This is a genomic window from Bradyrhizobium viridifuturi, assembly GCF_001238275.1.
GTDB classification, from domain to species: Bacteria; Pseudomonadota; Alphaproteobacteria; order Rhizobiales; family Xanthobacteraceae; genus Bradyrhizobium; species Bradyrhizobium viridifuturi.
This window is the reverse complement of record NZ_LGTB01000005.1, coordinates 183867-208046: the sequence shown is the minus strand read 5'-3', so window position 1 is coordinate 208046 and position 24180 is coordinate 183867. Positions and strand designations below refer to the sequence as shown.

Here is a 24180-nt window from a genome sequence, read left to right as displayed (position 1 = left end):
GCGCACGAGCAAGCCGCATTTTTCCATCCCAACAGCGGATGCTTCTTTGCGACCATCTGGCACGACGGATTAAGCACGCCTCGAGTACGGCAGCATTGATGGCGGCGATCGATGACATTTTGGAATGTTGCACTGACTTGCCAAGGACCACCCCGCACCGCCCGCGATCGAGAATAGCCGATACGTGATCGCGTATATTCGTCTTATATACGCATATGCGTATATTGACACGATATACGGATTTGCGTATATTTATAATATATACGGATTCGCGTATATCGAACGCGGAGATTCACATGACGCAGCATATTGCTCGTACGGAAAAGCAACTCGGCGCCATTCTACGGCGGGCCCGCGACAGGCCGGACTTACCCAGTCAGGCTTAGGAAAGCAGATCCATCTGCGTCAGGGCACCGTATCCCGATTGGAAGCGGGCGAGCCTGCCATTCAGCTCCACACCCTCATGGAGGCGCTGGCCGCGCTCAATCTTGAACTGGTGGTCCGTACCCGCAGCAAGGCCACCTCGACTGACATCGAGGACATTTTCTGATGGGCCGGCCTCCAGCAAACGCGCCCCTGAATGTGTTCGTCAACGCGCGCCTGGCAGGCATGCTCCGGCGCGAGTCCAGCGGTGCGATCGATTTTCGTTACACGCCGCAATGGCTCTCCTGGGAATCGACCTTCCCAATCTCGCTATCGCTGCCCTTGCGCGAAGACCGCTATATCGGCGCACCTGTAATCGCCGCTTTTGACAACCTGTTGCCCGATAGCGAACAGATACGCAAACGAGTCGCGGAGCGGGTGGGGGCAAAAGGTACTGACGCCTACAGCATGCTCTCTGCACTCGGGCATGATTGCGTTGGTGCACTCCAATTTCTTCCACAGCGTGTCGATCCTGCACCTGCCGGTACGATCGGCGGGAAGGCTGTCACCGACCGCGATGTCGCCGCCATCATCAAGAACCTTGCGAGCGCTCCACTTGGGATGGGGGAAGACGACGATTTCCGGATTTCCATCGCTGGTGCCCAGGAGAAGACCGCCCTGCTGCGGCGAGATGGCAAATGGTACAAGCCGACTGGTACCACAGCGACGACGCACATTCTCAAACCGCAAATCGGTCGTTTGCCGAACGGGATCAATCTCTCGAACAGCGTCGAGAACGAATATTTCTGCCTTAAGCTGCTGGCCGCACTTGGCGTGCCAACGGCGAACGTCGAGATCGCCGATTTCGGTGGTCGCCGCACGTTGATTGTCGAACGCTTCGATAGGCGCTGGACCAATGATAAAAGGTTGCTGCGCCTTCCTCAGGAAGATTGCTGCCAGGCTCTATCCGTACCCACCACCCAGAAATATCAATCGGATGGTGGCCCCGGCGTGAAAGACATCCTGCAACTGCTCAAGGGTAGCGATGAACCGACCGAAGACATCGCGACATTTTTGCGGGCCAGCATCGTGTTCTGGCTCATCGGCGCAACCGACGGACACGCCAAGAATTTTAGCCTATTCCTGAGCCCCGGTGGGCGCTTCCGACTCACGCCGCTTTATGACGTCTTGAGCGCGCAACCAAGCCTCGACACCGGACAAATTCAGCGCAAAGCTTTTAAACTTGCAATGTCGGTCGGCAAAAATCGCCACTATGGAATGACTGATATTTTGCCGCGTCATTTCCTACAGACCGCCGAAATCTCCGGTGTTGGGCCGGCCGTAGTCCACGCAATCTTTGAGGATCTCGTCGAAAACTTCGAGGCCGCCTTTGCGAGAGTGGTAAAGGGCCTTCCGAAGGGCTTTCCCAAAAAATTGGCAGACTCGATAAGAGTCGCCGCTATTCGCCGCATCGGTCTTATAAACGACCGTTGACACTTTCAGCCTAAGGGGTCGCGTGCGAGCCGGCCAGCGCTGGCGGACCAACACCGGTACCGGCAGGATGAGGATCGTCGGCGTGGGTATCAATGTCGACAGCGCGATCATCGCGCCGATGATCGCCGTCGGCGGCGCCGGCGCCAGAATTGCCGGAACGCGATGATCGGGGCGCCGATGATGATCATGGTTACCAGCAACGCCAGCCCCGCGCGCTTCAGGGAGTTCCCGCTATGATGGCCCGATCGCTCCAGAGGAGCTCGATTCGGGCCGCACTTGAGATATTCAACGAACGGGCTGAGTCTCGCTATTACGGGCTCGGTTTCCGAACATCCAGGCCGACTTGCAAGCTGAAGGCGACATCTCCGATCACATCGCAGACCAGCCTAAGGCCGCGAACAGGCTGAGAGCAAACGACGTAAGCGTCGAATAGGTAGCTGCGATGCAGCAGGCTATACTTCCTCAATCTGTAAACATCGCCGAGCTTGACGTTAGTTTCCTCGAACGTGCATCGCTGTTTGTCCATCAATTCCATGTCCACAACCTCCGCTGTTCAGCGTTCGGGGACTGCGGTGAGCACTAATGTCGAGGCCTGGCTCGGTTTGGCGAATGCGATCCAGATTCGCTGCTCTGGCCCGTCCGCCGAGACATTGTCTGCTGTCACGGCGACAACAGTAATGGAGTTGCCAAAGGACTCTGCCATGCTCGTGCAAGACAATGGCGGACGGCTTTGTTCTATTGGAAGCGCCGGTCGCGTTGGGAACAGCAGCACTGAACCGAGTCCAGTACGACGCGCATCTCGGCAAGGGCTTCTTCGAGCGAGATGCCCGGCTATCGAGGCAGGCGAGATCGAAGGCTCGCTCACGCGCATGTGAGCGCCGTCGGCCGTCTTGATTTCGTCATCAGCATATAGAATGTGTGAGACCCAGGAGGGCAGCCGCCAGTGATCGCGGGGACCGGCGGGCTCATGGAGCCGCTCAATTGCGGTTCGCTTTACATTGATGTCTTGGAGAGATGGTAACCTCCTGTCGTGCTCTGGGCGAGCATAACTTGGGAGCGATCAATCGTTCACTGCTGTCCATAGACGCGCTGCGACGACACCAGATCGACATTCTATGGCTTTTGTTGTCGAAACCAGTTCGGATGTTGTTAGAGCAATTTTGCGATATCGGTCAGGTGCGGTGGTTCGGGCGATTGCCCTGGATCGCGCCAATGTCGGCGGATACGCTGCAAGCCGCCTTCAAAGCATCCTACTGGCGGGATGTTTCCAAGCCATGAGACGCAGTGCGCATCGTGGAAGGCGCCGGCTCGCATGTAGGCCCAAAAGAGCGGCTCGGCTGAACGAGAGCTTCGCCCCAGCGTGACGCGTCCGTGCGTCGGAGGATCAACAGGAATTGTTCTAATGGCAAGCGTCCGCGGCCGGCTTTTTGGGAAGATGTAGCCCCACAGATGCTCTGGGAGACGTAGAGAGGTCGTCAAAGTCACAGACTGTTGAGTTCAGAGTGGAGACTGGGGCGGGGACATGTCATGCGAGTCACAATGGACTATCCCGCTCCTGTACGATCCTGGGCGAGCGATATTTTTGGGCGCGTTCGACCCAGATTGCGTATGGCACGATCTGGCGCAGGTCTGGCAGACGCCCCAGGTCGGCGAGCAAGCGGTCGCGCAGATGATAAGCATGCCGGCTGGAGTTCAATCGCCGGCCGAGCATTTCGACCAGTCAGGTCGCGCACGCTGCATTTCAGTTGCCCTACGCGTCGTCTAGCTTGAGGTGGCCGGGCTTACGTCCCGGTGCTCTACATCTGCCTCACGCATGCCAGGGCGAAGTTCACGACGATGAGTGCAACAAAAACGCCTGCCTCTTGCGCCCCATTCAAACCTTGAACCGATCACGGCGATCGCCAGCAAGGATGAACGGGGCGCGCTTGCAATTGTCGGGCGGGGCAGTCGTTTTGCTCCTGTGCAATGGCGAGTTTGCGACAACATTGGCGGGCGACGAACAGGCATCGCGCGTTTTCACGCAGAAGGGCCTCCGCATGGCGTTGCTGCGTTCATCTGTTTGCGCACGGCGAAGGCATCAGGCGATTTGGCCCGACTTTTGCTCCGCTGCTTGTTAGTTGCGTGCAGTCGCCTGCTTTGTCGGGATTGGCGCGGCAGAATGCGGGATCTGTCTGCGATCAAAAGACAATAGGAGCTCGCATTGTTAACGGGGCCCATGAAAACGCTCGACATCGGCCACGGCCGCGAAGCATCGGGCGGTCATCTTCGCTCAGGCTACCGCGGCTCGGCGGATCGCAAATGGCAAGCGTGAGGTGCCGGAGCTTGAGCTTGAGGAAGTTGAAATCAAAGTCACCAGCAATGAGGGACGTGCTTGTGAGTTGACTTGACTTCATCAAGGCGGACCTCCCTCCAGAGAACTAGCCTTTCTTTCGAATTGAAGTTCTACCGTCAGACTCGGGCTAAGAAGGCGCGAGGCCGATGTCCGATCAATGACGGCTGCGCTTCGCTGGCGCATCTGCGTGAACGCGCGCGCCAAGTTGGATGACGAAGCACGCCAGCAATCAAGACCTCAAACAGAATCTGTAGTATGAAGAAGACAATTACGACTATCGTGCTTGCGGCTAGTGCCTTGCTGGATTCGCCCAGTAGAGCGGTTGAAACCTACGACGTCATGGACCCGAATGGAATGCCCTTCATGCGGGCGCGGATATTTGGTCCCGGCGATGGCGCTTACGCGCAAGGTGATACGCGTTCAACGCGGAGCTTGCCACAATCAGAAATAGATCATTCACTGGCGGCGATTCGGTATTGGGCGGAAATCATCAAGGTTATTCCGGGGCAATTGCCGGCCATTGTCAACATCGGTGGGAATAGCAAGCGCAACGCATCTGCCTATAGTGATACGTCTCCTAGTGGCGTCACCAAGGTTCAGGCGGCACTCACGGGGCAGGAGCCGGGCGAGCTGCAATACGGCGCACACGGCGTGGTTACAATCGGCCAGATGGGGTTTTCGTCCGAAGCATACATTCCTTCGCAATTGCCAAGGACTCCAGAGATTGGTCGTACACCCGTTGTGATCCACGAGTTCGGCCATGGGCTCGGTATGCTGAGCACTATCAGCCATGACGGATATCCCGACGGGCCGCTATCAGCGCATTTCCCTGAAAAGTTAAACGCCTGGACGGAGCATTTGCACGACGACAACGGCAAACAAGCCAAGCCTGGACAGACGATCTATTGCTCGCTGTGCGTGAACCCGCCAGCTGAGGACGTTTTCGACCTGCGCCACGATCGGGGCTATTTTGCCGGGAAGCATGTGGGTGAAGTGCTGGCCGGTGCCATGCCAGGTATTCCGGTTCGAGTGATGACTGAGGACGGCCGGCTGGATGTCCCCTTTGTCTCGCATAGCGAACTGAAGAACAGTTTGATGAGCCATCAGCAATACCGGAACTACACCGCCCTAATGGAAGCGGAGATCGCCGCATTTCAAGATATAGGTTACAGTATCGATCGGCGCAATCTGTTCGGGTACTCCATCTACGGAAACGGCCAGTATCTGGTCAACGACAATCCCTTCTTCGCTCGGAATGCTGACGGTACCGCCTATCTGCCAAATACGTACAATATGGCTTCGCGCGGACTGGGATTGCACGTCTATGGCAGCGGCAACGCTGTGGTCCAGCGCGCCGACCTGCTTTCGAAAGGAGCAGGTGGCGCCGGCATCCGCGTCGACGGCGAAAACAATCAGATCATAATTCCGCCTGGGACCCGCGTTTACGCCGACGGCGCCTATGGGCACGGCGTCATGTTCGCCTATGGCAAGGATCACACGCTGACTCAGCGCGGGGACGTACAAGCTCTCGGAGAGCATGGCATCGCGACAAGGTTCGATTTTGGTAACAATACGATGGGCAATGACGATGAATATCGTGGTTCGTATGTTCGCACGATTGGCACCAAACCGGCCCCGATGCTGAGTGAAATCGACGGTCCGCTCGTCAGCAAGTTCGATCTGACCGGGCGCCTGGCTGGCAATCATGCAGCGATGTACATGTCGAACAGTGGTTACGTCGGCGAGATCAATGTGATGCGTGGCGCAATGCTGTCGGGGCACATCCTGTCTGACTACAACCAGGTTGACGAGAATGGTGCTCCGCGTTTGACCAAATTGACGTTCGGGTTGAAGCCTGATGCGAACGGTCACTCAACGCAGGAGCCCGACGCAAATTTTGCAACCCGCTACGACGGTAATATCGTCGGACGTAACAATCTTTCGCTGCAGTTCGGAGGTGGTGCCACGACGTTAACTGGCAATCACGAGGTGTATGACGCAAGTGTCGCGCAAGCTGCAACCCTGTCCGGTAACGGCAGTTATCGGCTCAATGCTGGTGGTCGCTTCACCAACAGCGGTGGTGTCGCGCCCTTCATCGGCGGCCTTGACAACAGCATCAAGGTGTATGGCGACTATCTGCAAACCTCGACCGGTCGCTTGCAGGTCGCCGTAAACGATGCTGGCGCGTTCAGCCATCTTGTGGTGAATGGCAATGCGACGCTCGATGGTACGCTGACGATCACCCCGCAGCGTGGCTGGTATGGTAACGGCTTTAACGTCTCCTCCGATCAGTGGCTGAATGCAACAAATCTCACAGGCTCGTTCGCGAACGTGACGACAGCCCTGCAATCACCCACCTTGCTGGCGAGTGCCACGGCTCAAGGTGATAACACCTACGCCTTGACACTCTCCCGCCCATCCGATGCCTATTCGCGTTATGGGGCCGACGCCAACAGCCGCCAGGTTGGCGCGGCGCTCGATCGAGTAGCTGACAACGCGACTACAGGGCTGCACCCACTCGTCGCGGCGCTCGACTTTTCCGCGCCGGACGGCGCGGCAGTGACATCTGGGCTGCGTCAGCTTTCGCCGTCCATCTATGCGTCGGAGCAGGGCAGACGTGTCAACGACAGTTTCTACGCGCGTTCGGCAGTCTACAACCGTCTCGAACAGGCGTTTGGCGGCGCGCCAACCTCGGCGATGGCGGTGATGGGTTATGGTCCTGAGCAGAGGAGGTCGCGCGATTCTGCCTCTGCAACCGGCCTGGTCGGCCCGGCTTCTTCTGGCCCGCCCTCCTATGACCTGCAGGGGTATGCAGCGTGGGCTTCTGCCTTTGGCGGATGGACCACCCAATCGGGCGACAGCAATGGGGCGAGCACCAGATCCACCATTAGCGGCCTCATGACCGGGATCGACACGCCGATATTTGATGATTGGCGCGTCGGTGTCCTTGCGGGCTATAGCCGTTCCACTTTCAAGGTTGGCGCTGCTTCCTCGTCAGGCCGCAGCAACAATTACACGTTCGGGACCTATGCCGGCACCGAGTGGACCGTGCCGGAAGGAGCCATCGCTTTCCGCTCAGGCCTTGCCTATACGTGGCACGATCTCGAGATGAGCCGCAACGTTCGGTTCCCAGGCTTCAACGACAACTTGATCTCGGATTACGATGCCGGCACTTTCCAGATCTTTGGAGAACTGGGTTACAAAATCCATCTTGGCAAGTCTTCCGTCATCGAGCCCTATGCCAATCTCGCCCATCTTCGAGTCGCGACCGATGGAATTTTCGAAAGGGGATTCAACGGGGCGGCGCTTAGTGTTCACGCTAACACGATGGATACGACGCTCTCCACTCTCGGCGCCTACGCGACCACGCGCTTTCGAGTTGGCGAGATCGCCACGACTGCGCGAGCCGATATTGGCTGGCGTCATGCCATTGGCGACCTTATTCCGCTGTCGACAGCTAGCTTTGCTGCTGGATCCAGCCCTTTTGCAGCTTCAGGCCTATCCATTGGAAAGGACGTGGCACTCGTCGAATCCGGTTTGGACTTCCAGCTTTCGAGCAACAGCACACTTGGCATCGCTACCAGGGTCAGTTCGGTTCAGGCATTACCCAGAACGGACTGAATGCCACCTTCAATGTGAAGTTCTGATACGCACAAAATGCATTTCGGCCCGCGTGCTGCACAGCAATGAGATCACGTTATTTCAATCCAGGTTTCCTCGACAAGAGGGGGACGCTTACGATCGAAGCTAGCCTGCCTGAACGCCGGTGCTGACGTCCGCACGGGATGTCGGAGCGAATCTCTTGAGGGCAAGCAGCATGTTTATCAACGCTGACTGCGGATGCCGAGGATCTCGCCCGAGTGTACCGATTTGATCTCGCCCAGGATTCCGAGATGATCTCGCCCACCAATTCGATTTGATGTCGCCCGGGGCGCGAGGCGTTCTGGCTGTTTGGTTTCTGGCATCGGTGAAGCCGCGGGGTCAACTTGAATCGCGGCTTGAGGCCCTTCTTGGCGATGGTAGCAAATTCAAGACCGCGAACAACCCGGACAGGAATCTCAGCCGAGCGCATCGACAAATACGTCGATCACGTGAACCGGGCTGCTCTCGTCACTCAAGTCGTCGAGGCATTGTGGCAGCAGCGTCCGCTCGCACGATCTGCTTCTTCATGAGCGCCTCGCCAATTCCTTTAAAGACTCGGGAGGGAATCGTAACAGCAGCCCAGTGTTTTCGCTGCCAGGACGCGTTGCGGACATTATCGAGTCAGTGGCGAAGCCTTAGGTTCGCGCAACAGATGTAGTGAACTCCACGTAGAGCGCTACCAACGTCATCGAAAGCGCTTTCGTGCGCGTCAAGGGACGTCGAACAAGACCGCGCTCACGATGATCTTTAACTCGCGTCGTCTCGATGGGGACAACCGCTTCCGAACCTCTCCCCGGTGCAAATTCGCCGACGGAATCAACGTCGCCAGACCGCAAAGTCAACCCGACGCCGGCTGGCGCCTTCCGGCTCCAGGATTCGGCGCGAGCTCTTTAACCCACGATAAGTCGCACCTTGCGTCGAAAGACAAGTAATCGCAAGTCAGTTCTTCACCAGGTTGTACGTCACGGGCCGTGAAAATTCGGCAATGATCGTCTTGATATGTGTTTGGCTGACTGCTGTGATTCATGAAGCGGGCATTGTCAGCATTGTACTCTACGACACCATCATCAACATCGCGGTCTCTCGGATAGGCATGCTTGTCAAGTAGAGCTTGAAATGTTGGAGGGAGGGCTTCGTACTGTTCAGGCGTCACGGCAATGTCAACGATTGGATTATGAATCCAAACTAATGTGCCTTTAGGTAAAAGAGTAGCAGAGAAAAGTCCGATGCCGCCAAAGCGGTCTGGCTTCAAAATGGTTTCAACAATCAACACTGAAATTTCTCCAAAAGTGACTAACACCCAGCAAGCTAACCGACCTAAGTACCGCAAATCTCCTGCAAGAATTGGCAGGGTCGTTTATCGCGCCTCCGCCACAAGTTCGATTTTTCTTCGATCTCTGGATTGTTTTCGGTGTTGCTGCTGTCGGATCAGGATCTCAGCGAACTGAGCGAGCGTCGGTGGCGCAGTTCGGAGGATCTATGAACGGCTCTCTGAGGTTTCAGCGACTATCTGCCTCAAAAAAATGGGAAGGGCATTGCTGGCCGACTTTCCGCGGAAGCGCTGGATGCTGATGTCAAGAGCTATAATCAAGACAATGGTGTTGGCGGCAACGTCGGCGCAGCACTGGCTCAGCTGCGGAAGTCATCGGTGGCGCTAAAGCGATGGCGATCGCGCCCGGTATCCCGGCCATTGCTGATCCCGAAGATACGGCACAGATAGACTCGAGGCGGATCGACGACGTCGCAACACGGCGTTGGCCAGAGGAGCTGCGGAAGGTCACGACCAGGATGGGCATCTGGGGTTGATAGACCACCAGACCCGTCGTCATCCGTTAGCACCAGTTCAGTCGACCAGTCGACCGGGCTTCAATGGGACGTAGGAAGCAGCCTCTTTACTCCGAGGATGCTTCCCATATTTCCGGGCTTGAGAGAGCCTTACGAAGGGTAATGCCGCCAAACGTGCCGTTAGGCGTTTCTTTGCAGCTTTGGTGGCCGGCTCTTAGATAACAAGAGGCAATCGCCATTCGGTTGAACGCGGAGTCGCTGAGCGATGATGTGCGCAAGTTCATCGGGACGGGTAGCGCTCATCTGCACCGCCCATAAGGTCGCCAAGCTCGTAAGAGTCGCTGGAGCAAGCCATCGTCCATTAACAAGCCCGATACCAAAGCTATCTGGACGGGCTCCTAGCGTCGGGAGCGTCCGTCGGCGCCATTCGTGGTTCATGGATGAGCCGAACGTCATTGGGTCCTCCCGGCCCCATGATGGCGAAGCAGCGCTCGCCGCGAATGTCGTATTGTTTTACCGGTTGCGCCGCGTCCGGCAAGAGGCCCCAGCGGCCCAGCTTCGAGAGCATCGTGGCGGAGGCGGGTTGGGTGCCGTGCGAAAAATCCTCGGGAACGGCGAATGATGCAGCATAAATCTCGCGGGCCGTCGGAGATGTCGTCGCAGCCCTGGCGGACGACGGAGCGGCTTGCTCCATCGACCGTCCAAGCAGCGCTGGCGAGGCCCGATTCGCAGGCCGCGCGCTGGGCCACGGAACGTTTTCCGGCCGAGATCCGAGACGAATGCCAGCGCCTGGCGGATTGAGCGGGGTGGTTCGCCTCATCTCCGCCGCGGGCACGAACAGCGCGGTGTAGCGGTCATTGTGAACCACGAAACGGGTGGGGCAGCTGTCCTGGCTCGGCGGGACGCTGCTACTGTGCAATCCTCGATGAGATCGTCGAGGGGGTGGCGCGCGGTGGCCGGGTCGAGTTGAGGGGATTCGGAGTATTTTCGGTGAGCCCTCGGCAGGCTCGCATAGGCCGCAATCCAAGAACGGGCGAGTACCTGAAAATCGAGCAAAAGCGCTTTGCGGTCTTCAAGGCCAGCAGGGCAGTGCATGAGCGATTAAATCGTGGCGAAGTTTCGAATTGATCGAATCGGCATCTGAGGTTGCCTAACAGGGGACAGCCAGATCGGTTCAGGAGCGATGCTGTAACTGCAAGCGGTCTCGCGGACGCTGCTGGGTGCCGTGGCACAGAGCTGATCAGCGGCAGCATCTCGGCCACGCGAGCGCTCGACAGCACCAAGCGGTCAGTTTGGTGATGCCGATCACGACTAGGCAACCCGCTTCAATTCGTTGCCCAGCTGCTCGAGGTGGGCGGGCTTTGGCTGTGGTGCTTCCGTGTCAGCCCATTTCAGTAGCGTCAGTTCGGCTGAGAAGCCTGGTCCGAAGGCGCCTAAGATGCCGTAAGATCCAGGCGCTTGCTCCTCATGCGCCAGCACGCGTTCCAGCACGAATAGCACAGTTGCGCTGGACATATTTCCATAAAGTCGAAGTGTCTCACAGCTGGAAAAAAAGTCTCAGAGGACCTGCCAAGCCCCGCTCACAGACTTCCAATACTTTCCTGCCGCCAGGATGAAAGATAAAGCTCCTTACTTGGCCAGGAAGGATGCCAGCCTCCGCGAGCAACGAGTTCATTGCACGTGGCATCAATTCCCTAATCATTGACGGAATGCGCTCGGAGACCACGACTTCAAATCCCGCGTCGCCAAAATGCCAGCCCATTAGAGAAGTCGAGTCCGGGTGAAGCAAACTCGTACTTCTCACGATATCCAGCTTGCCAGCACCGCTTTCAGCTGGAGCGATTAATAACGCGGCAGCACCATCTCCAAAGAGGCTTGAGGCGACAACGTTCTTTGGCGTGAGATCATTCGGTTGGAACGTAAGGGAAGTCAGCTCCACAGCAACGAGGAGAATGCGTTCGTTCGTTGCTCGGCAAAGGGCTCCTGCTAAACTAACTCCTGATGCTCCGCCAGCGCATCCGAGGCCAAAAATCGGCGTCCGTCCCACATCTGGTCGCAACCCGACCTTGAAGATCAGGTCCACGTCGAGACTTGGCGTCGCTATCCCTGTCGTCGAGACGAACAAAACCCGATCGACTTGCTCGGGCTTAACGCCAGCCCGGTCGAGACAGTTCACCGTCGCTTTGCATGCGAGCTCCTTCGCACAATCCAAATATATCTGGTTGGCCTCACTTATGCGATGCTCGCCGAGAAGCCATTCGGGCGGTACGCAAAAGAAGCGCTGATCGACCAGCGCATGATCGAATACGGTAAGATATCTCCTCAGCTTCTCCATTCTGGAGACGAAGTGGTGACCCGCTAGAGCCTTGAGGTCGGCCTGAGAGAACCGAAACGGTGGCAAAGCCGTCCCAACAGCCAAAATTCTGGACATCAGTGACTCTTGTCGCTCGACATGGATTTACACCGAACAAGGACGCCCGCGACATCCAGCCGTTATTTCGCGTGGACCAAGCCGACGTTGATATTCTGCCCAACGCGGGCAGTTCCTACGAGGCCGCTCGTTGAAAAGCCTGCGCTTCCGATCGAACAAAGGCCATCGATCGGAGGGCCGATGAGCACGCAATCGTACTCAGCGCTGACGGCAAGCTGGGCAGAAAGAAGCCTTTATGTCCACGCCTGCAGGACAGCGCTGTTGGCCGTCGCTGGCGTTGACGAGCAGCAGCGGAGTCGCGAGGTCGCAGGTCTGATATTTATTGCGGGCGGCCGCAGTGGCGGCTTTTGCGTAGAGCAGAACGTCCTTCCAGGCGTAACCGAGCGGGTCCTCAACGGGGCCGCGGGTAACAATTTTGCGTGCAGCCAGAAGGCCCGGCACAATGAATCTAGCGTTAGAGCCCTCGGGACTGGCGCAGTTGCCGTTCATCGCGATTCCAGGCACCGACTTGGCGATCTGCCAGCGGAAGCCGATTTCACCGCCGAGCGGACTTCCTGTTGCAATGGTTGGCATGCCATCGTGCCGCTTGGAGGAGTGAAACATCGGCTGAGGCTAAGTGAGCTTTCGCCAGATAGATCGCCCGTTGCCATGGACTTGCCGCTCGACTGCAACTTCGATGTCCGTTTGCGGGCTGCTCATCGATTTTGGCTGGCGCTGGAACAGCGCCGTGTCGGATGGCCCCCTCTCGCCCGGTCGAGTGGCACCCGGGACAGGCACATACTTGGCCTGCGTGCTGTGGATGGCTGGCTCGAAGGCAACAGCTACCGCACGATCGCTGAAGGCCTGTTCGGCAAGTCTCGCATGCCGGATCGAGGCTGGAAGACACATGATCTGCGCAGCCGAACCATTCGCCTGGTCCAGATGGGGCTGCGCCTCGTTCGCGGCGGCTATCGTGATTTGCTTCGTCACAAGAGCAAGGGCAGCGATGATACCAGTTGAGCTCTGGATGATTGGTCAGCTGCGTGCCATGCCCCCGATCAACAGCCCGAAGGGAGCGAATATGTTCTTACTCAGAGCACCTGAGCACATCGTGGCTTCGGGGGCGACCATGTGGGGACGAGTTGACGGGCAGGTCCTGCGTGCGCCTATCAACGCAATGAAGCTGAACGTCTTCATCTGACTTCGATGCCGGTGTCTCATGAGCAACCATCGCGCCGAAGTCCTGGATGAGGGCATCGGTGCGGCTATTTGGCTCCCGACTGGTCAGCTTCCGGAAAGCTGGACCTGCGATCCTGTCGTCGTGGGAATATCTCTCGGGGCTGATCTGCGACTGAATCAAACGCAAACATCGTCAAACGGAGTTTTGAGATGGTTCGAATTCATGATGCGCTCGACACGGCAACGTTGGCTCACGGCAGTACATCAGGCGCTGCCCAGCAAGATGAAACCATAAACCAGCACGCCTTTGACCAACAGCTGGACGAGATACCGCCGGAGCCGAATGAACAAACCGGTGCAGGTCCCGCCCATTCTATTGCCTCGGATGAGGTGGCAGATGTGGTCAACCAGCAACCTGATCTGAAGCTTGTCGTCATTTCGAACCGCGTTGCGCCCTTCGACCTCAGTAACCCCAGACCGGCGGCCTTGCCGCCGCCCTCGAGCCGGTCGTGCAACGGTCCGGCGCGGTGTGGGTCGGCTCCTCGGAAAACCGGGGCGACGGGACCTTGCTCCCGCTCGGAGCCCGACTGCATGAACTCGGCATCGACCGGCCGACCGGCTTCTTCCTTCACACGCCGTGGTCCGAGCCCGACATGGTCGAGCGCGTGCCCAATCATCGCGAACTGATGAAATCGACGCTGAAGTATGACCTGCTCGGATTCCAGACCAACCGGGATCTGAACAACTACCCGGCGTATCTCCGAACCCATTTCGGACTGGAAACCAGGGATGGCGTCGTCACCACGGAGCGCGGTCAGACGCGACTGAAGAAGTTCCCAATCGGGATCGATCCCAAGCAGTTCGCAGACTATCTCGCTGCAGATCTCTCTTCTGCAGAGCAAGAAAAAGTCCGTCAAGCTTGGAAAGCTTCGAGGGATCCAGGTTTGCGATCGGCGTGGACCGGCTTGATTACACCAAGGGTATCGACAAGCGGGTCGAAGGGTTCAATCAGCTGCTAAGGACCGAACCCCACAGCATCTCGCTGTTGCAGATCGCAACGTCCTCACGCGCCGATGTCGAGCAGTATCAGAAATATAAAGAAGACGTGGAGAGCGCGATCAACCGGGTCAATGCCGAGCATGGCACAGACAGGTGGAGGCCAATCCACTACAGGAACGAGTCGTTCAGCCAGGCGGCACTCGCGCGGCCTTACCGCGCCGCCCATGTCGGCGTCGTGACCCCGTTGCGCGACGGCATGAATCTTGTGGCGAAAGAATATGTTGCGGCACAAGACCCGAAGGATCCCGGCGTGCTGGTCCTATCCAGGTTTGCGGGCGCAGCTGAAGACTTCAACGAGAACGAAGCACTTCTGGTGGGTCCGAATCTCCCTGAAGAGATCGCAGCCGCTATCTCGAAGGCGACGCACATGCCGCTTGAGGAGCGTGTCACCCGCTGGCGCTCGATGATGGACAAGATTGAATCCTATACTATCCACGACTGGGCGGCGGACTACGTTAGCGAACTTGACAAAAGCCGCGTCACTGTTCCGGCTGATCAGTTCCACCATCTCGGCCTTGGCTGGACCAACGAGGCTCAAGTGCCACTGTACCGGACAGATGCCGAGACTTTGACTGCATTGAGGCATACGCAGGACAGACTCTGGGTCCTGCCGGAACCGGATAGCTTGACCTAGTTCTGGTCGCTTAACAGTCCGGTGCCGAAGCGGGACCGGCGGGGCGAACAGCACACGGCGGATTGCGCTGCTGGTGCAGGCGAGAGGCACAATACAGGACTGGCGGCTGGCGCGGTGCTTTCGGCCCGGGCTGGCCGGCATGATGAACAGAACACCTCGGCGGATCCTTGCAGTCACGAAACGGAGATCGCCATGCGCACAGCCCTCAGCTTGATCGCGATCTGGCTGCTGATCAACGTACTGCTCTATGTCATGCTGACGCGCGTCGACAAGTCTGCCCGATATCGGAAGATTGTACCTCGCATTTGGAGGTAAGCGTTCCGACGGCGGGCGGCGAGCGGTCCTCTGTTCCGGTACTTGGCGGCAAAAGATCAGACGGTGCTGTCTGACACTCGGCCTTGCCGACATCGCCTGTCTGCTTGGCAACCAATGTCGACAAGCGGACACCGTCGTGCAGCCCTGAGCGGCTGAAAATTGCGGCGCTTTGGTCGGCATGCAGCTTGCAGTGGACGGTCCGCGAGATAGCGCGAGCCGAGCCATGTCATGCGTTGCGTACTTTCCGCAGCTTCTGCTTGACGCGCCAGGCCCGTGTCGCCGCACAAACTCAGCCGGAGCAAGTCCATGAACACGTCAGTCCTCTCCGCAGCGCTGCTTTCGATTGCCTGCTTCACTTCCGCTGCGCTTTCACAGGAGCGTTCACTTTCAGAGGAGCGAAAGGCTGCGGCGGTCACCGAAGATCCATTCCTCTGGCTCGAGGAGATCGAAGGACAGGGCGCATTGGCATGGGCCCGTGCCGAGAATGAGAAAACACTCGGCGTGCTCCAATCAGATCCTCGCTATCACCGTTTCTACGAACAGGCGCTCTCAATCTTGCAGGCCAAGGATCGAATTCCATATGTCTCCCTGGGACGTCACGGGTTGGAGAATTTTTGGAAAGATGAGGATCATGTGCGCGGCATCTGGCGGCGCACCACGCTTGAAAGCTATCGTCGCCAGGACCCTCGTTGGGAAACCATCCTCGACGTGGACGCCTTGGCGGTTGCCGAGAACAAGAACTGGATCTTTCAAGGCGCCAGCTGCCTTCCGCCTGAAGAGCGCCTCTGCTTGGTCAGCCTTTCAGACGGGGGCAAGGATGCCGCGTTCCTACGCGAGTTCGACCGTGAGGCAAAGCGCTTCGTTGCGGACGGCTTTTATCTTCCAGAGGGCAAACAAAGCGTCAGCTGGGTCGATCGGGACACGCTCCTTGTTGCACGGGACTGGGGCGAGGGCTCCTTGACGCAGGCCGGCTACCCCTTTGTGGTCAAGGAGCTCAAACGCGCTCAGCCGCTCAGCGAGGCGCGCGAGGTCTTTCGCGGCGAACCGAACGATGTTCAGGCGGTGCCCCTGGTGCTTCGAGACAATGAAGGTCATGTTCATGCGACCGGGGTCATCCGAGCGATCGGGTTTTTCGAGCATGAGTACGTGCTCTTCCGCCCCGATGGGGTCGTCAAACTCAATCTGCCGAAGAAAGCGGAGATCGTAGGCCTCGTGAATCATCGCCTGCTTGTGAAACTTGACGAGGAGTGGACGCCGTCGGGTGATGTCAGCTTCAGTGCCGGCTCGGTGATTTCGTATGACCTGACTGAATGGAAACAGGATCCACTGAACGCCAAAGCCTCGCTTGTCTTCAAACCTAGGCCTCGTCAGGCCCTGAGCGGGCTAAGCTTCACAAAGAACCTGTTGATCCTGACGATCCTGGATAACGTTCAAAGCAAAGCGTTCGTTTACAAGTACGATCAGGGAGCCTGGTCGGCGACGCCGATCCAGCTGCCCGAACATACCAATGTCAGCGTGACAGCCGCTTCCGACGAGGCGGACCAGGCCATGTTCGCCGTCTCAAGCTATCTCAGGCCAACGTCGCTCTGGTATTTTGATGCCGAAACTCAAAAACTCGAGGAATTGAAGACGACACCGACTGCTTTCGATGCCGCCGAGCATGTCGTAGAGCAGTTCGAAGCGATTTCGCGTGATGGCACGGCAATTCCATATTCCCTGGTGCGGCCGAAAAACGGAAGGTTTGACGGCGCCATTCCGACCCTTCTTTATGGCTATGGCGGGTTCCAAGCTTCGCTGCTGCCCTCTTATCTAGGACCTGTGGGACGGCTCTGGCTCGAACAGGGCAATGCCTATGTCGTTGCAAATCTGCGCGGGGGCGGCGAGTTTGGCCCGCAATGGCATCAAGCAGCCCAGCGGGCGGCGAAGCAGACGACGTGGGATGATTTCATCGCCGTTGGCGAGGACCTGATCCGCCGCAAGATCACAAGTCCGCGCCGGCTCGGCGTCATTGGCGGCAGCCAGGGCGGGCTACTCGTTGGCACCGCAATCACCCAACGTCCCGAGCTCTTCAACGCGGCGATCATTCAGGTGCCGCTGTTCGACATGCTTCGATACACCAAATTGGGCGCCGGCGCCTCCTGGATCGGCGAATACGGCGATCCCGATTTCCCGAGCAACGCGCGTGGATCGAAGGCTACTCGCCCTATCAGAAACTGGTGCCGGGCAAGCCATACCCCGCGCCTTTAATTCTGACCTCCACCAAGGACGATCGTGTGCATCCCGCGCACGGTCGCAAGGCTGCAGCGAGGCTCGCCGCCCTGGGCCAGCCTTACTTCTATTACGAGAACATCGATGGGGGGCACAGCGCGGCGGCCAACCTCATCGAAACGGCGCGTCGACTAGCCCTTGAATACACCTATGCCTCGAGGCGGCTTTGTTCTGAATAAACCGGCGGACGGACCAATCGAACCAGGCTCCAGACCATTCACGATCCCTGGTTACCGCGCCCGCCGGCTGAATCATCGAGCCGAGATGCGAAGCGATGCCCAGATCCAGCCAATCGACGGACCTGATGTTGCAGAGTTTAACGGGACTGGACGAATTCCTACAACGCTGGAGGTGCTCGAACGCAAGCCCGCAATGTCGAGCAGTCATGCAATATGACTAGTAAGGCGCCTTCTCATGAAGGATCGACCTTTTGCTGGGCCAGATGGCGATGAGTTGGCGTTCTAAATCTCAAGCCCGGTTTTGGCTTTGCTTGAGAGATCGCGCAGCGATGAACGCTGCACCGAATATGGAATCTGACTGTGTCTCAGGGGCACCGGATCTGAAGGGGTATGTGCCTTAGATCGACGGCTGTTCGACCGGCTGGGCAGGGAGCCAGGTCGTTTTGAATTCGCCGTGACAGGGCCAATACCTAGGAGGGCTCTTCCGTGGGCGTTTCCGGCGGCGAACGACGGCGGTCGTCGATGCCTGAGAAAATCGGCGCACACTGCAGAGCCCCACAACAGCTATCCCAGTGGGAGGCAGGAAAGAAAAATGCGCAAGCTACCGATCCTGAAAAGCCTCCATCTGTTTGAGGCTGTCAGCGAGTTTCCAAGCTTCTCACGGGCAGCCGAGCGACTGAACATGACGACCGGCGCGGTAAGCTACCAAATGCGCCTGCTTGAGGATTGGTTCGGCAGGAAACTATTCGTGCGCCATAGTTCGGGCGTGCGGTTGACATCCGACGGCGAACAGCTCAAGCGCAGCTGCGCGAGCGCGTTCACCATGCTCGAGAAGGGATGCTACGAGCTACGAAGGCGCCATGCAGGGCCCTCCGTCGTGGTCGGGTGCTCGACCACGTTTTTGTCGCACGGCCTGTTGCCCCGTATCGGTCGATTCCGCAAACTCTATCTGGACATTGACCTTGTCTTTGAGACCGAAGCCGATCTTGACGCGCTCGCTGTTGGTGCGTTGGACGTATTGTTTGTCGCCGGCCCACTGAAGCGGCCGCTTCCCGTCCGCGAGGTGCACGCTTCAAATGAGATGATTGGCCCGGTCTGTGCGCCAGCTATGCTCGAGGCGATCAAAAGCCCGGAAGATATTCTGTCGCACTCTCTGTTGCACGAGGCCGACAGGCTGGACGCCTGGAGCGAATGGGCCAGCGCAGCTGCAATATGCTTACAAGCATCGCGCAAGGTCGTCTTCGATACATTTTCTTTGACTCTGGAGGCGGCAAAAAGTGGGCTGGGAGCCGCAATATCCTCGCAGATTCTGGTCAGAAGCAACCTTGAGAAAGGAGAGCTGGTGGCTCCATTCGGCTTCGTGCCGGTCAATCGCTCAATCTACATGTTTGTCAACGGGCAAGCCCGCAATAGCGCGGCTGTCAAACAGTTTGAGCGCTGGGCGCTGTCAGAACTACTGGGCCGGGATCATCAGCCATCGGCTTTCGGAGCTCCAACCCGGCAGATCAAGCAAGCCGCTCGATTGAAGATTCCCGATCGGTTCCTGCTGGCATCGAGTCGTTGATGACCACCATGGCCTACAAGGTGCCGACCGTTCGAGCGTAAGGCGCCGGAAATCCGTGGCGCGCAGCCAGAAGATTAAGGATTGCAAACACATCGTCGACATAGGCGAGCCCATTCGCGTACTTCGTATGCTCTGGTAAAGGGCCTTCCTTTTCCAAAATCAGAACCGGCGCGGATTGATGATCCTGCCCGAGCCTCTCGATGAGCGCGGCTCGTGGTCTCGCCCAGGAAATCCGACGAACGTCCAGCCTCGCAGCGTGGCTTGGAAACGCGGATAGCAGCCCGTCCAATAGCAAACATTGCCAGCAGTAGAATTGTCGTCCCGGCAAGGCCGGATCCGAAAAAGGGCGTTCTAAAAGGAGCAGCTGATCCCATGGCATGGTGTGGATCCCTGATCTAGCGATCGGCAGGACGTGATGTTTGAGAATCCATTGATCTGACCACCGCGAAGGTCGCAACGGCGAAGGCAACAAATGCGCTCGCCGCACATAGGAGAACGATCGTGCCGAAAGCAAGCCGATCACCTAGAAGCGACAAGGCAATGCCATTTCCCGCAACGCCGCTATAGGTGCAACATTGAAATAGCCCGGAGAGGCGACCGGCACGGTCCGGAGCCACTGAAGAAACCATGTGCGCGTGAGCGGCAGCCGCAAATATCTGGCCGAAACCAAGCATTGCGCTGCTGGACACGATGACCAAAGTCAGGCCGGCATCGAGTGACATCATTGCAAGGCATGCCGCAAGCAGCATCGCGGCTCCGGCAATAGTTGGCAAAGCGCCCAGCAGGTCGTAAATCGGCTTGACGGCCAGCGCGCCCAGCAAGGCCAATACGCCATTAGCCATGACGATCGTCAGTAGTACGCTTTTGTCGAGAACCCCGTCAGCTGTGGCATGTATCGCAGGATAGACGTTGATGATGCCGGCGCCGAGGTTGAGCAGAAAGACAGCCAAGAATGCGGGATAGAGGGGTGCCAAGTCCAGCACCGTTCCGGAGGGGCGCGCCTCAAGCACGGCTGGCGTCCTTCTGAACTGCTGCTTGATGCCAAGGAGCACGACCAATGACAGCATGATCGCTGATACATTGAAGGCCAAAACGCCAGGCAAGTGCAATTGGTCGGACAACATGGCACCTGCAAACATTCCCAAGAGATAGGTCAGCCAGTCGATATTGGCGATATTGCGCAGCACCGAGATCATGCCGTCTTCCGATGTGATACGACGAAAGAAAGCAATCTCTGCGGACAAATAGACCGGCTGGACCAGGCTCAGGACGGCCATTGCAGCATAGCTCAGAAACGAATCGGCTCCGTCGCTGCCGAAGATGGCGAGCAGCGCGCAGATGCGAACGGCATTGACGATCATCATGGCTGAGATCGGATCGCCCCTGTCGACCAACGGCGACAGGAAGAGGCTACCAAGCATGATCGGCGCAAAAGTGACCGCGATGCCGAGACCCGCGGCGCTCATGCCGGATTGCAGAAGGCCGATCAGGATGCCGATACGGAACGCCCAGCCGCCGATCTGGATGATCAAATGCGAGAGATAGATGAACTGCCGTGTGCTCCATCCGCTCATTGTTGACTTAGCTCATCGAGGATTTCGGATCGCTTGACGCGGAGGGACAGGTAGATGGCACTGGCTTCGGGATGCGACATCGGTGCGATGAGCCCGCAAGCCAACGATGAACGCTCTGGCAATAGACGGCTTGGCAAAAGGCATCTTATTACCTATCTACCTCCCTGTACCTCTTGTGGCGTTCGGTCACTCGCGATAAGACCGGCCAAGGCGCGTCGCTTGCCGATCAGTCTGTGTTGCGGCGGCCGCCGCGAAAGCATTCGCTAGACCGAGCCGAAGCTCTGAGATGCAGCCATCAATTCCTGAGCGATCCTGTCTCACGCTGCTCGAATGGCAAGAGTGCCGTGAGCCGCAAGCTCACATAGGCTTCGCGGAAGATGCAGTAGCTCGGTCCCGGCGCGAGGCAAGGTCAGCCTGCAGGCTTTTCTCGATGTGCTCGCGGGTGAGGAGGTAGTCCGGATCTCCCCCGATCTCGACAGCGACCGTCGCATGGTTCAATGAAATATCCGGCCGGCCCTCGTTGAAATACTCGATGGCGAGATTGTTGTGGGTGAGCGCATGCCGAGGGTTGAGTTCAAGGGCTCGAACATAGTGTGCGATGCTCTCGTGCGCCTTGCCAAGCTCGGAATAGGCGAGGCCGAGATTGCTCTGTAGGTCGGGGTTTTTGGGACTGATCTCGGCCGCCGCCAGATAAGACTCCAGAGCAGCTTTAGGCCTGTCCTGCCGCATCAAGATGTTGCCCTTCTCGAAATGAGCTCGCCATTCGTTTGGCTTGATGACAAGTGTCCTGTCGAGATCGGCCAGCGCACCAGCGGCATCCCCCATTCTGCTGTGAAGTGCGGCCCTGTTCAGGTGAGCCTCATAATAGGGTGGGCAAAGTTCAATGGCGCGCGCATAGGCCTCCAGAGCTTCAGCTTCCCTTCCAGCCACTTTCGAAAGCAGGTTGCCCAGGTCATTATGATACTCTCCATAGTAGGGATCATACGCAATGGCCTCACGCAACTGCTTCTCAGCCCGAGGAAGTTCGTCGATGAGTTCATAGACCTGGCTGGTGTTGTAGATCAAAATCGATTGGTGAAGCTTGAATCGCTCGTCGCCATACGCCTTGAGCATCTTGCCAAGGCCTTCGGCGCAAAGCGCGAGGGCTTCGTCGTACTTCTGCTGTTTGGCCTTGATGTAGGCATAGGCGTTCTCTGCAAACACCTTGATGTAGTCGTACTTGTCGTGCTCCCTGAAATCCCGCTCGATGGTCTCCAGGTTCCTTAACGCGTACTCTTCGGCCACCGTGAGGTTGACCGGCTGCTGGTAGCGTCCATACGTCATTGACTGGGCATACAGAACCGTTGGCGTGTATCGGCTCTTTGGGAACGTTTTGTAGAATTCGTCCAGATAGGGAACCGACACCCGACCGCAGCCGAGTGAGTACAGCACAAAAGCCGCGTTGATGAAGGCGGCATTCACGCTGGCATCTCCGGAGCCGTACGTGCGAAGCGCGGGGTCGGCGAAGATTTCCCCGAAGTAGCCAAACCAGAGATCGTACAGGCCAATGCTCTGGAGGATCTGACTTGGTTCCGCAAGCAGCTCCAGACGCTTGTACTTGTCCCGTACCGATAGCGCATGAAGCATCACGAGAGGCGCCTTGCCTGCCAGATAGCGCTCCAGGCACGCGTCGTGCAGCTGCTCGTGCAGATGATCTGCGGTCGCCGGCTCGAAGGTTGCATAGTTTCGTTGCGCGATCAGGTCAGGCGTCGTGCAGTTGGATTCGATGTATGATTTGAGAAGGCTATGGCGTTCCCCGCTGCTAAGGCTGGCCAGATAGAGATCCACGGTCGCGGTCGGGTCGAGATAGCCGACGACTGGTAATCCTGCCGCTGTGCATTTGCTCAAAGCCTCTGCAATCAACGGGTTGCCGCCACTTGCCTCATAGATCTGCCGGTGCTTCTCCGCGGGGAGATCCGGATCAAAGGTTGGCCCCAGCTCTTGCGAGCTATATCTGCCGAAATGAACCTCGCTGGCGTCCGGGAAATAGAGCCGTTGTTCATAATCGATCAGAACGAACCGAAACAGCCGCGCATCGTCGCCCAGCCTGACCAGCAGCTTGATCAGGTTCTTGGCCGAACCGGACAAGGCCGCCGCCCGATCGATGACGATGATGTGACGCTCGTTGAGCTGTCGGGCGCAGTTGATCAGGAATTCGGCTAGTCCGACCAGGAGCTTGTTTTGATATTCATGATGATAGAACCTGGTACGCTCCTCCTTGCTCGAGGTATTCGTGAGATCCTTCGGCACGGTAAAGGCGTCGCTGTTTAGGAGGGGGAATAGTCGCTTCAAGGATTGTTGTGCCGCCTCAACCAGTTTGGGCCTGTTTTCTTTGGCCCACCCTAGTTCGGCGTCAATGAGCGCTTGCAGCCCGGCAAGATAGCCGCCGGTCCGCCAGTCGCCGTCAGTGATAGAGAAATTAGAATCGGAGCGCGCGAGTGCCGATTTGATCGTCGGCAGCGGCGCCATGCCCGCTTCCGCCTTTAAAATCGTAATCGCACTGAGCTCAACGGATGCTGATATGGCTGAAACCACGCGCTGCTGGATCAGATCAACCATTTTACTCTCCCGAACTGTCGCAAAAGAGGGTGGCCGAAACGACCACCCTCCGATGCCGCTATACTCTCATCAGGTAGATGCATCCAAGGCATCTGCCGCACCAACCTAGAGCGTACCCGTGTACGGAGTGGTGGTGCGGATCGTGGTCTTGATCTCAGCGATCTTCTTTTTCATCACGTGTTCCTTTCCTTCTCTCGCACGCCAGGCCCAAGCGAAAGTGCGGCCAGCCGTGCCGGACAAGAATAGTAAAGTTTTGCACCAATCCGCAGCGAGATTCCTTGGCAGTCGCTGTCAAAAAGATTGAACGCGCGGCTCGGATTGGCTGCCCATTCCGTTTGCGATGCGTTCAGTTAGCAATCTCAATCCGGGCTGCCTTGGGCCGGCTGGTGGCCGGATGAGCCTCGCCGCTAGAATAGGAGTGTCAGGAGAATAGGCACCTTGTGCAGCTCCGCTGCTGCACGTGAATCTCCTGGTGTGGCTGGCTGATGATAGCCTCGCGGTCCCACACAGGACGTGAACTGGTGCATGTATCCGTTGTGAGACTGCCCGAGACGACAGCATGTTGCTTTGACCTGGGCTCTCATCGGGTACCTGGTGCCCCAAGCTCCCTTCGCGGAGGGAGCAGCTGGCGCCAACTTATTCAGGAAGGCTTCCGGTGAGACAATGGCGCGGTCCAAGTATGACAGTCTGGGGACATAGCTTGGCCAGAACCGGTCGGAATATGGATCTAAAATCTGAGCCGCCCTACCAGAAGTCAGAGTTTCAGCGCTGACCGGCCTACCAA

14 protein-coding genes and 3 pseudogenes are annotated in these 24180 nt (G+C 57.8%); 10 read left to right on the top strand and 7 right to left on the bottom strand.

Going from position 1 to position 24180, the window contains the following annotated elements; translation table 11 throughout:
• The first annotated feature begins 296 nt into the window (after positions 1-296).
• From ALC15_RS07080 to ALC15_RS07065, 4 genes and pseudogenes are all read left to right on the top strand, one after another.
• Positions 297-550: pseudogene (locus ALC15_RS07080) on the top strand (helix-turn-helix domain-containing protein).
• Complete coding sequence (locus tag ALC15_RS07075) at positions 550-1857, top strand: type II toxin-antitoxin system HipA family toxin (protein ID WP_050626612.1); 1308 nt, start codon at positions 550-552, stop codon at positions 1855-1857. The pseudogene ALC15_RS07080 and the gene ALC15_RS07075 overlap by 1 nt, the downstream one beginning before the upstream one ends.
• Before the next feature lie 1050 nt (positions 1858-2907).
• On the top strand, positions 2908-3135 hold the full coding sequence (locus tag ALC15_RS43180) for a P-loop NTPase family protein (protein ID WP_128089459.1): 228 nt from the start codon (positions 2908-2910) through the stop codon (positions 3133-3135).
• Positions 3136-4444: 1309 nt separating this feature from the next.
• Positions 4445-7810, top strand: a complete 3366-nt coding sequence (locus ALC15_RS07065; RefSeq protein WP_244485973.1) for an autotransporter family protein — start codon at positions 4445-4447, stop codon at positions 7808-7810.
• A gap of 859 nt (positions 7811-8669) precedes the next feature.
• On the opposite strand, the gene ALC15_RS41650 is transcribed toward ALC15_RS07065, so the two are convergent.
• A complete protein-coding gene (locus ALC15_RS41650; RefSeq protein WP_083992385.1) occupies positions 8670-9104 on the bottom strand; it encodes an SET domain-containing protein in 435 nt (144 codons plus the stop codon).
• Positions 9105-10558: 1454 nt separating this feature from the next.
• On the opposite strand from ALC15_RS41650, the gene ALC15_RS41640 reads away from it, so the two are divergent.
• Positions 10559-10744 carry an HU family DNA-binding protein gene (locus tag ALC15_RS41640; RefSeq protein WP_430649143.1) on the top strand — a complete coding sequence of 62 codons (186 nt, stop codon included), beginning with the start codon at positions 10559-10561 and terminating at the stop codon, positions 10742-10744.
• 183 nt (positions 10745-10927) lie between these two features.
• Here ALC15_RS41640 and ALC15_RS47850 read toward each other — a convergent pair.
• The 3 genes and pseudogenes from ALC15_RS47850 to ALC15_RS07050 all read right to left on the bottom strand — a co-directional run.
• A pseudogene (locus ALC15_RS47850) lies at positions 10928-11140 on the bottom strand (3-oxoacyl-[acyl-carrier-protein] synthase III C-terminal domain-containing protein); the annotation flags it as partial.
• A 13-nt stretch (positions 11141-11153) separates the two neighbouring features.
• A complete protein-coding gene (locus ALC15_RS07055) occupies positions 11154-12047 on the bottom strand; it encodes a type III polyketide synthase (protein WP_050626609.1) in 894 nt (297 codons plus the stop codon).
• Between the two features lie 198 nt (positions 12048-12245).
• Positions 12246-12650 (bottom strand): hypothetical protein, encoded by a 405-nt coding sequence (locus tag ALC15_RS07050; protein ID WP_050626608.1) that lies wholly within the window; start codon positions 12648-12650, stop codon positions 12246-12248.
• A gap of 45 nt (positions 12651-12695) precedes the next feature.
• On the opposite strand from ALC15_RS07050, the gene ALC15_RS41635 reads away from it, so the two are divergent.
• The 5 genes and pseudogenes from ALC15_RS41635 (at position 12696) to ALC15_RS07020 (ending at position 19224) form a co-directional block, all read left to right on the top strand.
• Positions 12696-13046: a DUF2285 domain-containing protein gene (locus ALC15_RS41635; RefSeq protein ID WP_094193726.1), complete on the top strand. Its 351-nt coding sequence runs from the start codon at positions 12696-12698 to the stop codon at positions 13044-13046.
• A 668-nt stretch (positions 13047-13714) separates the two neighbouring features.
• Entirely contained in the window at positions 13715-14224 is a 510-nt protein-coding gene (locus ALC15_RS45980; protein ID WP_244485972.1) for a trehalose-6-phosphate synthase, read from the top strand.
• Positions 14161-14898 (top strand): trehalose-6-phosphate synthase, encoded by a 738-nt coding sequence (locus ALC15_RS45975; protein WP_244485971.1) that lies wholly within the window; start codon positions 14161-14163, stop codon positions 14896-14898. Before ALC15_RS45980 ends, ALC15_RS45975 begins: the two co-directional genes overlap by 64 nt.
• A 621-nt stretch (positions 14899-15519) precedes the next feature.
• Positions 15520-17660: pseudogene (locus ALC15_RS07025) on the top strand (prolyl oligopeptidase family serine peptidase).
• Between the two features lie 592 nt (positions 17661-18252).
• Positions 18253-19224: a LysR substrate-binding domain-containing protein gene (locus tag ALC15_RS07020; RefSeq protein WP_050626603.1), complete on the top strand. Its 972-nt coding sequence runs from the start codon at positions 18253-18255 to the stop codon at positions 19222-19224.
• Between the two features lie 13 nt (positions 19225-19237).
• Here the strand turns inward: ALC15_RS07020 and ALC15_RS41625 are convergent, their stop codons facing one another.
• The 3 genes from ALC15_RS41625 to ALC15_RS07010 form a co-directional block, all read right to left on the bottom strand.
• The gene (locus ALC15_RS41625) at positions 19238-19603 is read right to left on the bottom strand and encodes a DUF3088 domain-containing protein (RefSeq protein ID WP_094193725.1); all 366 of its coding nucleotides are present in this window, start codon (positions 19601-19603) and stop codon (positions 19238-19240) included.
• A 16-nt stretch (positions 19604-19619) separates the two neighbouring features.
• Positions 19620-20756: an MFS transporter gene (locus ALC15_RS07015; RefSeq protein WP_210168580.1), complete on the bottom strand. Its 1137-nt coding sequence runs from the start codon at positions 20754-20756 to the stop codon at positions 19620-19622.
• A 399-nt stretch (positions 20757-21155) separates the two neighbouring features.
• On the bottom strand, positions 21156-23396 hold the full coding sequence (locus tag ALC15_RS07010; protein WP_050626601.1) for a tetratricopeptide repeat protein: 2241 nt from the start codon (positions 23394-23396) through the stop codon (positions 21156-21158).
• Positions 23397-24180 lie beyond the last annotated feature (784 nt).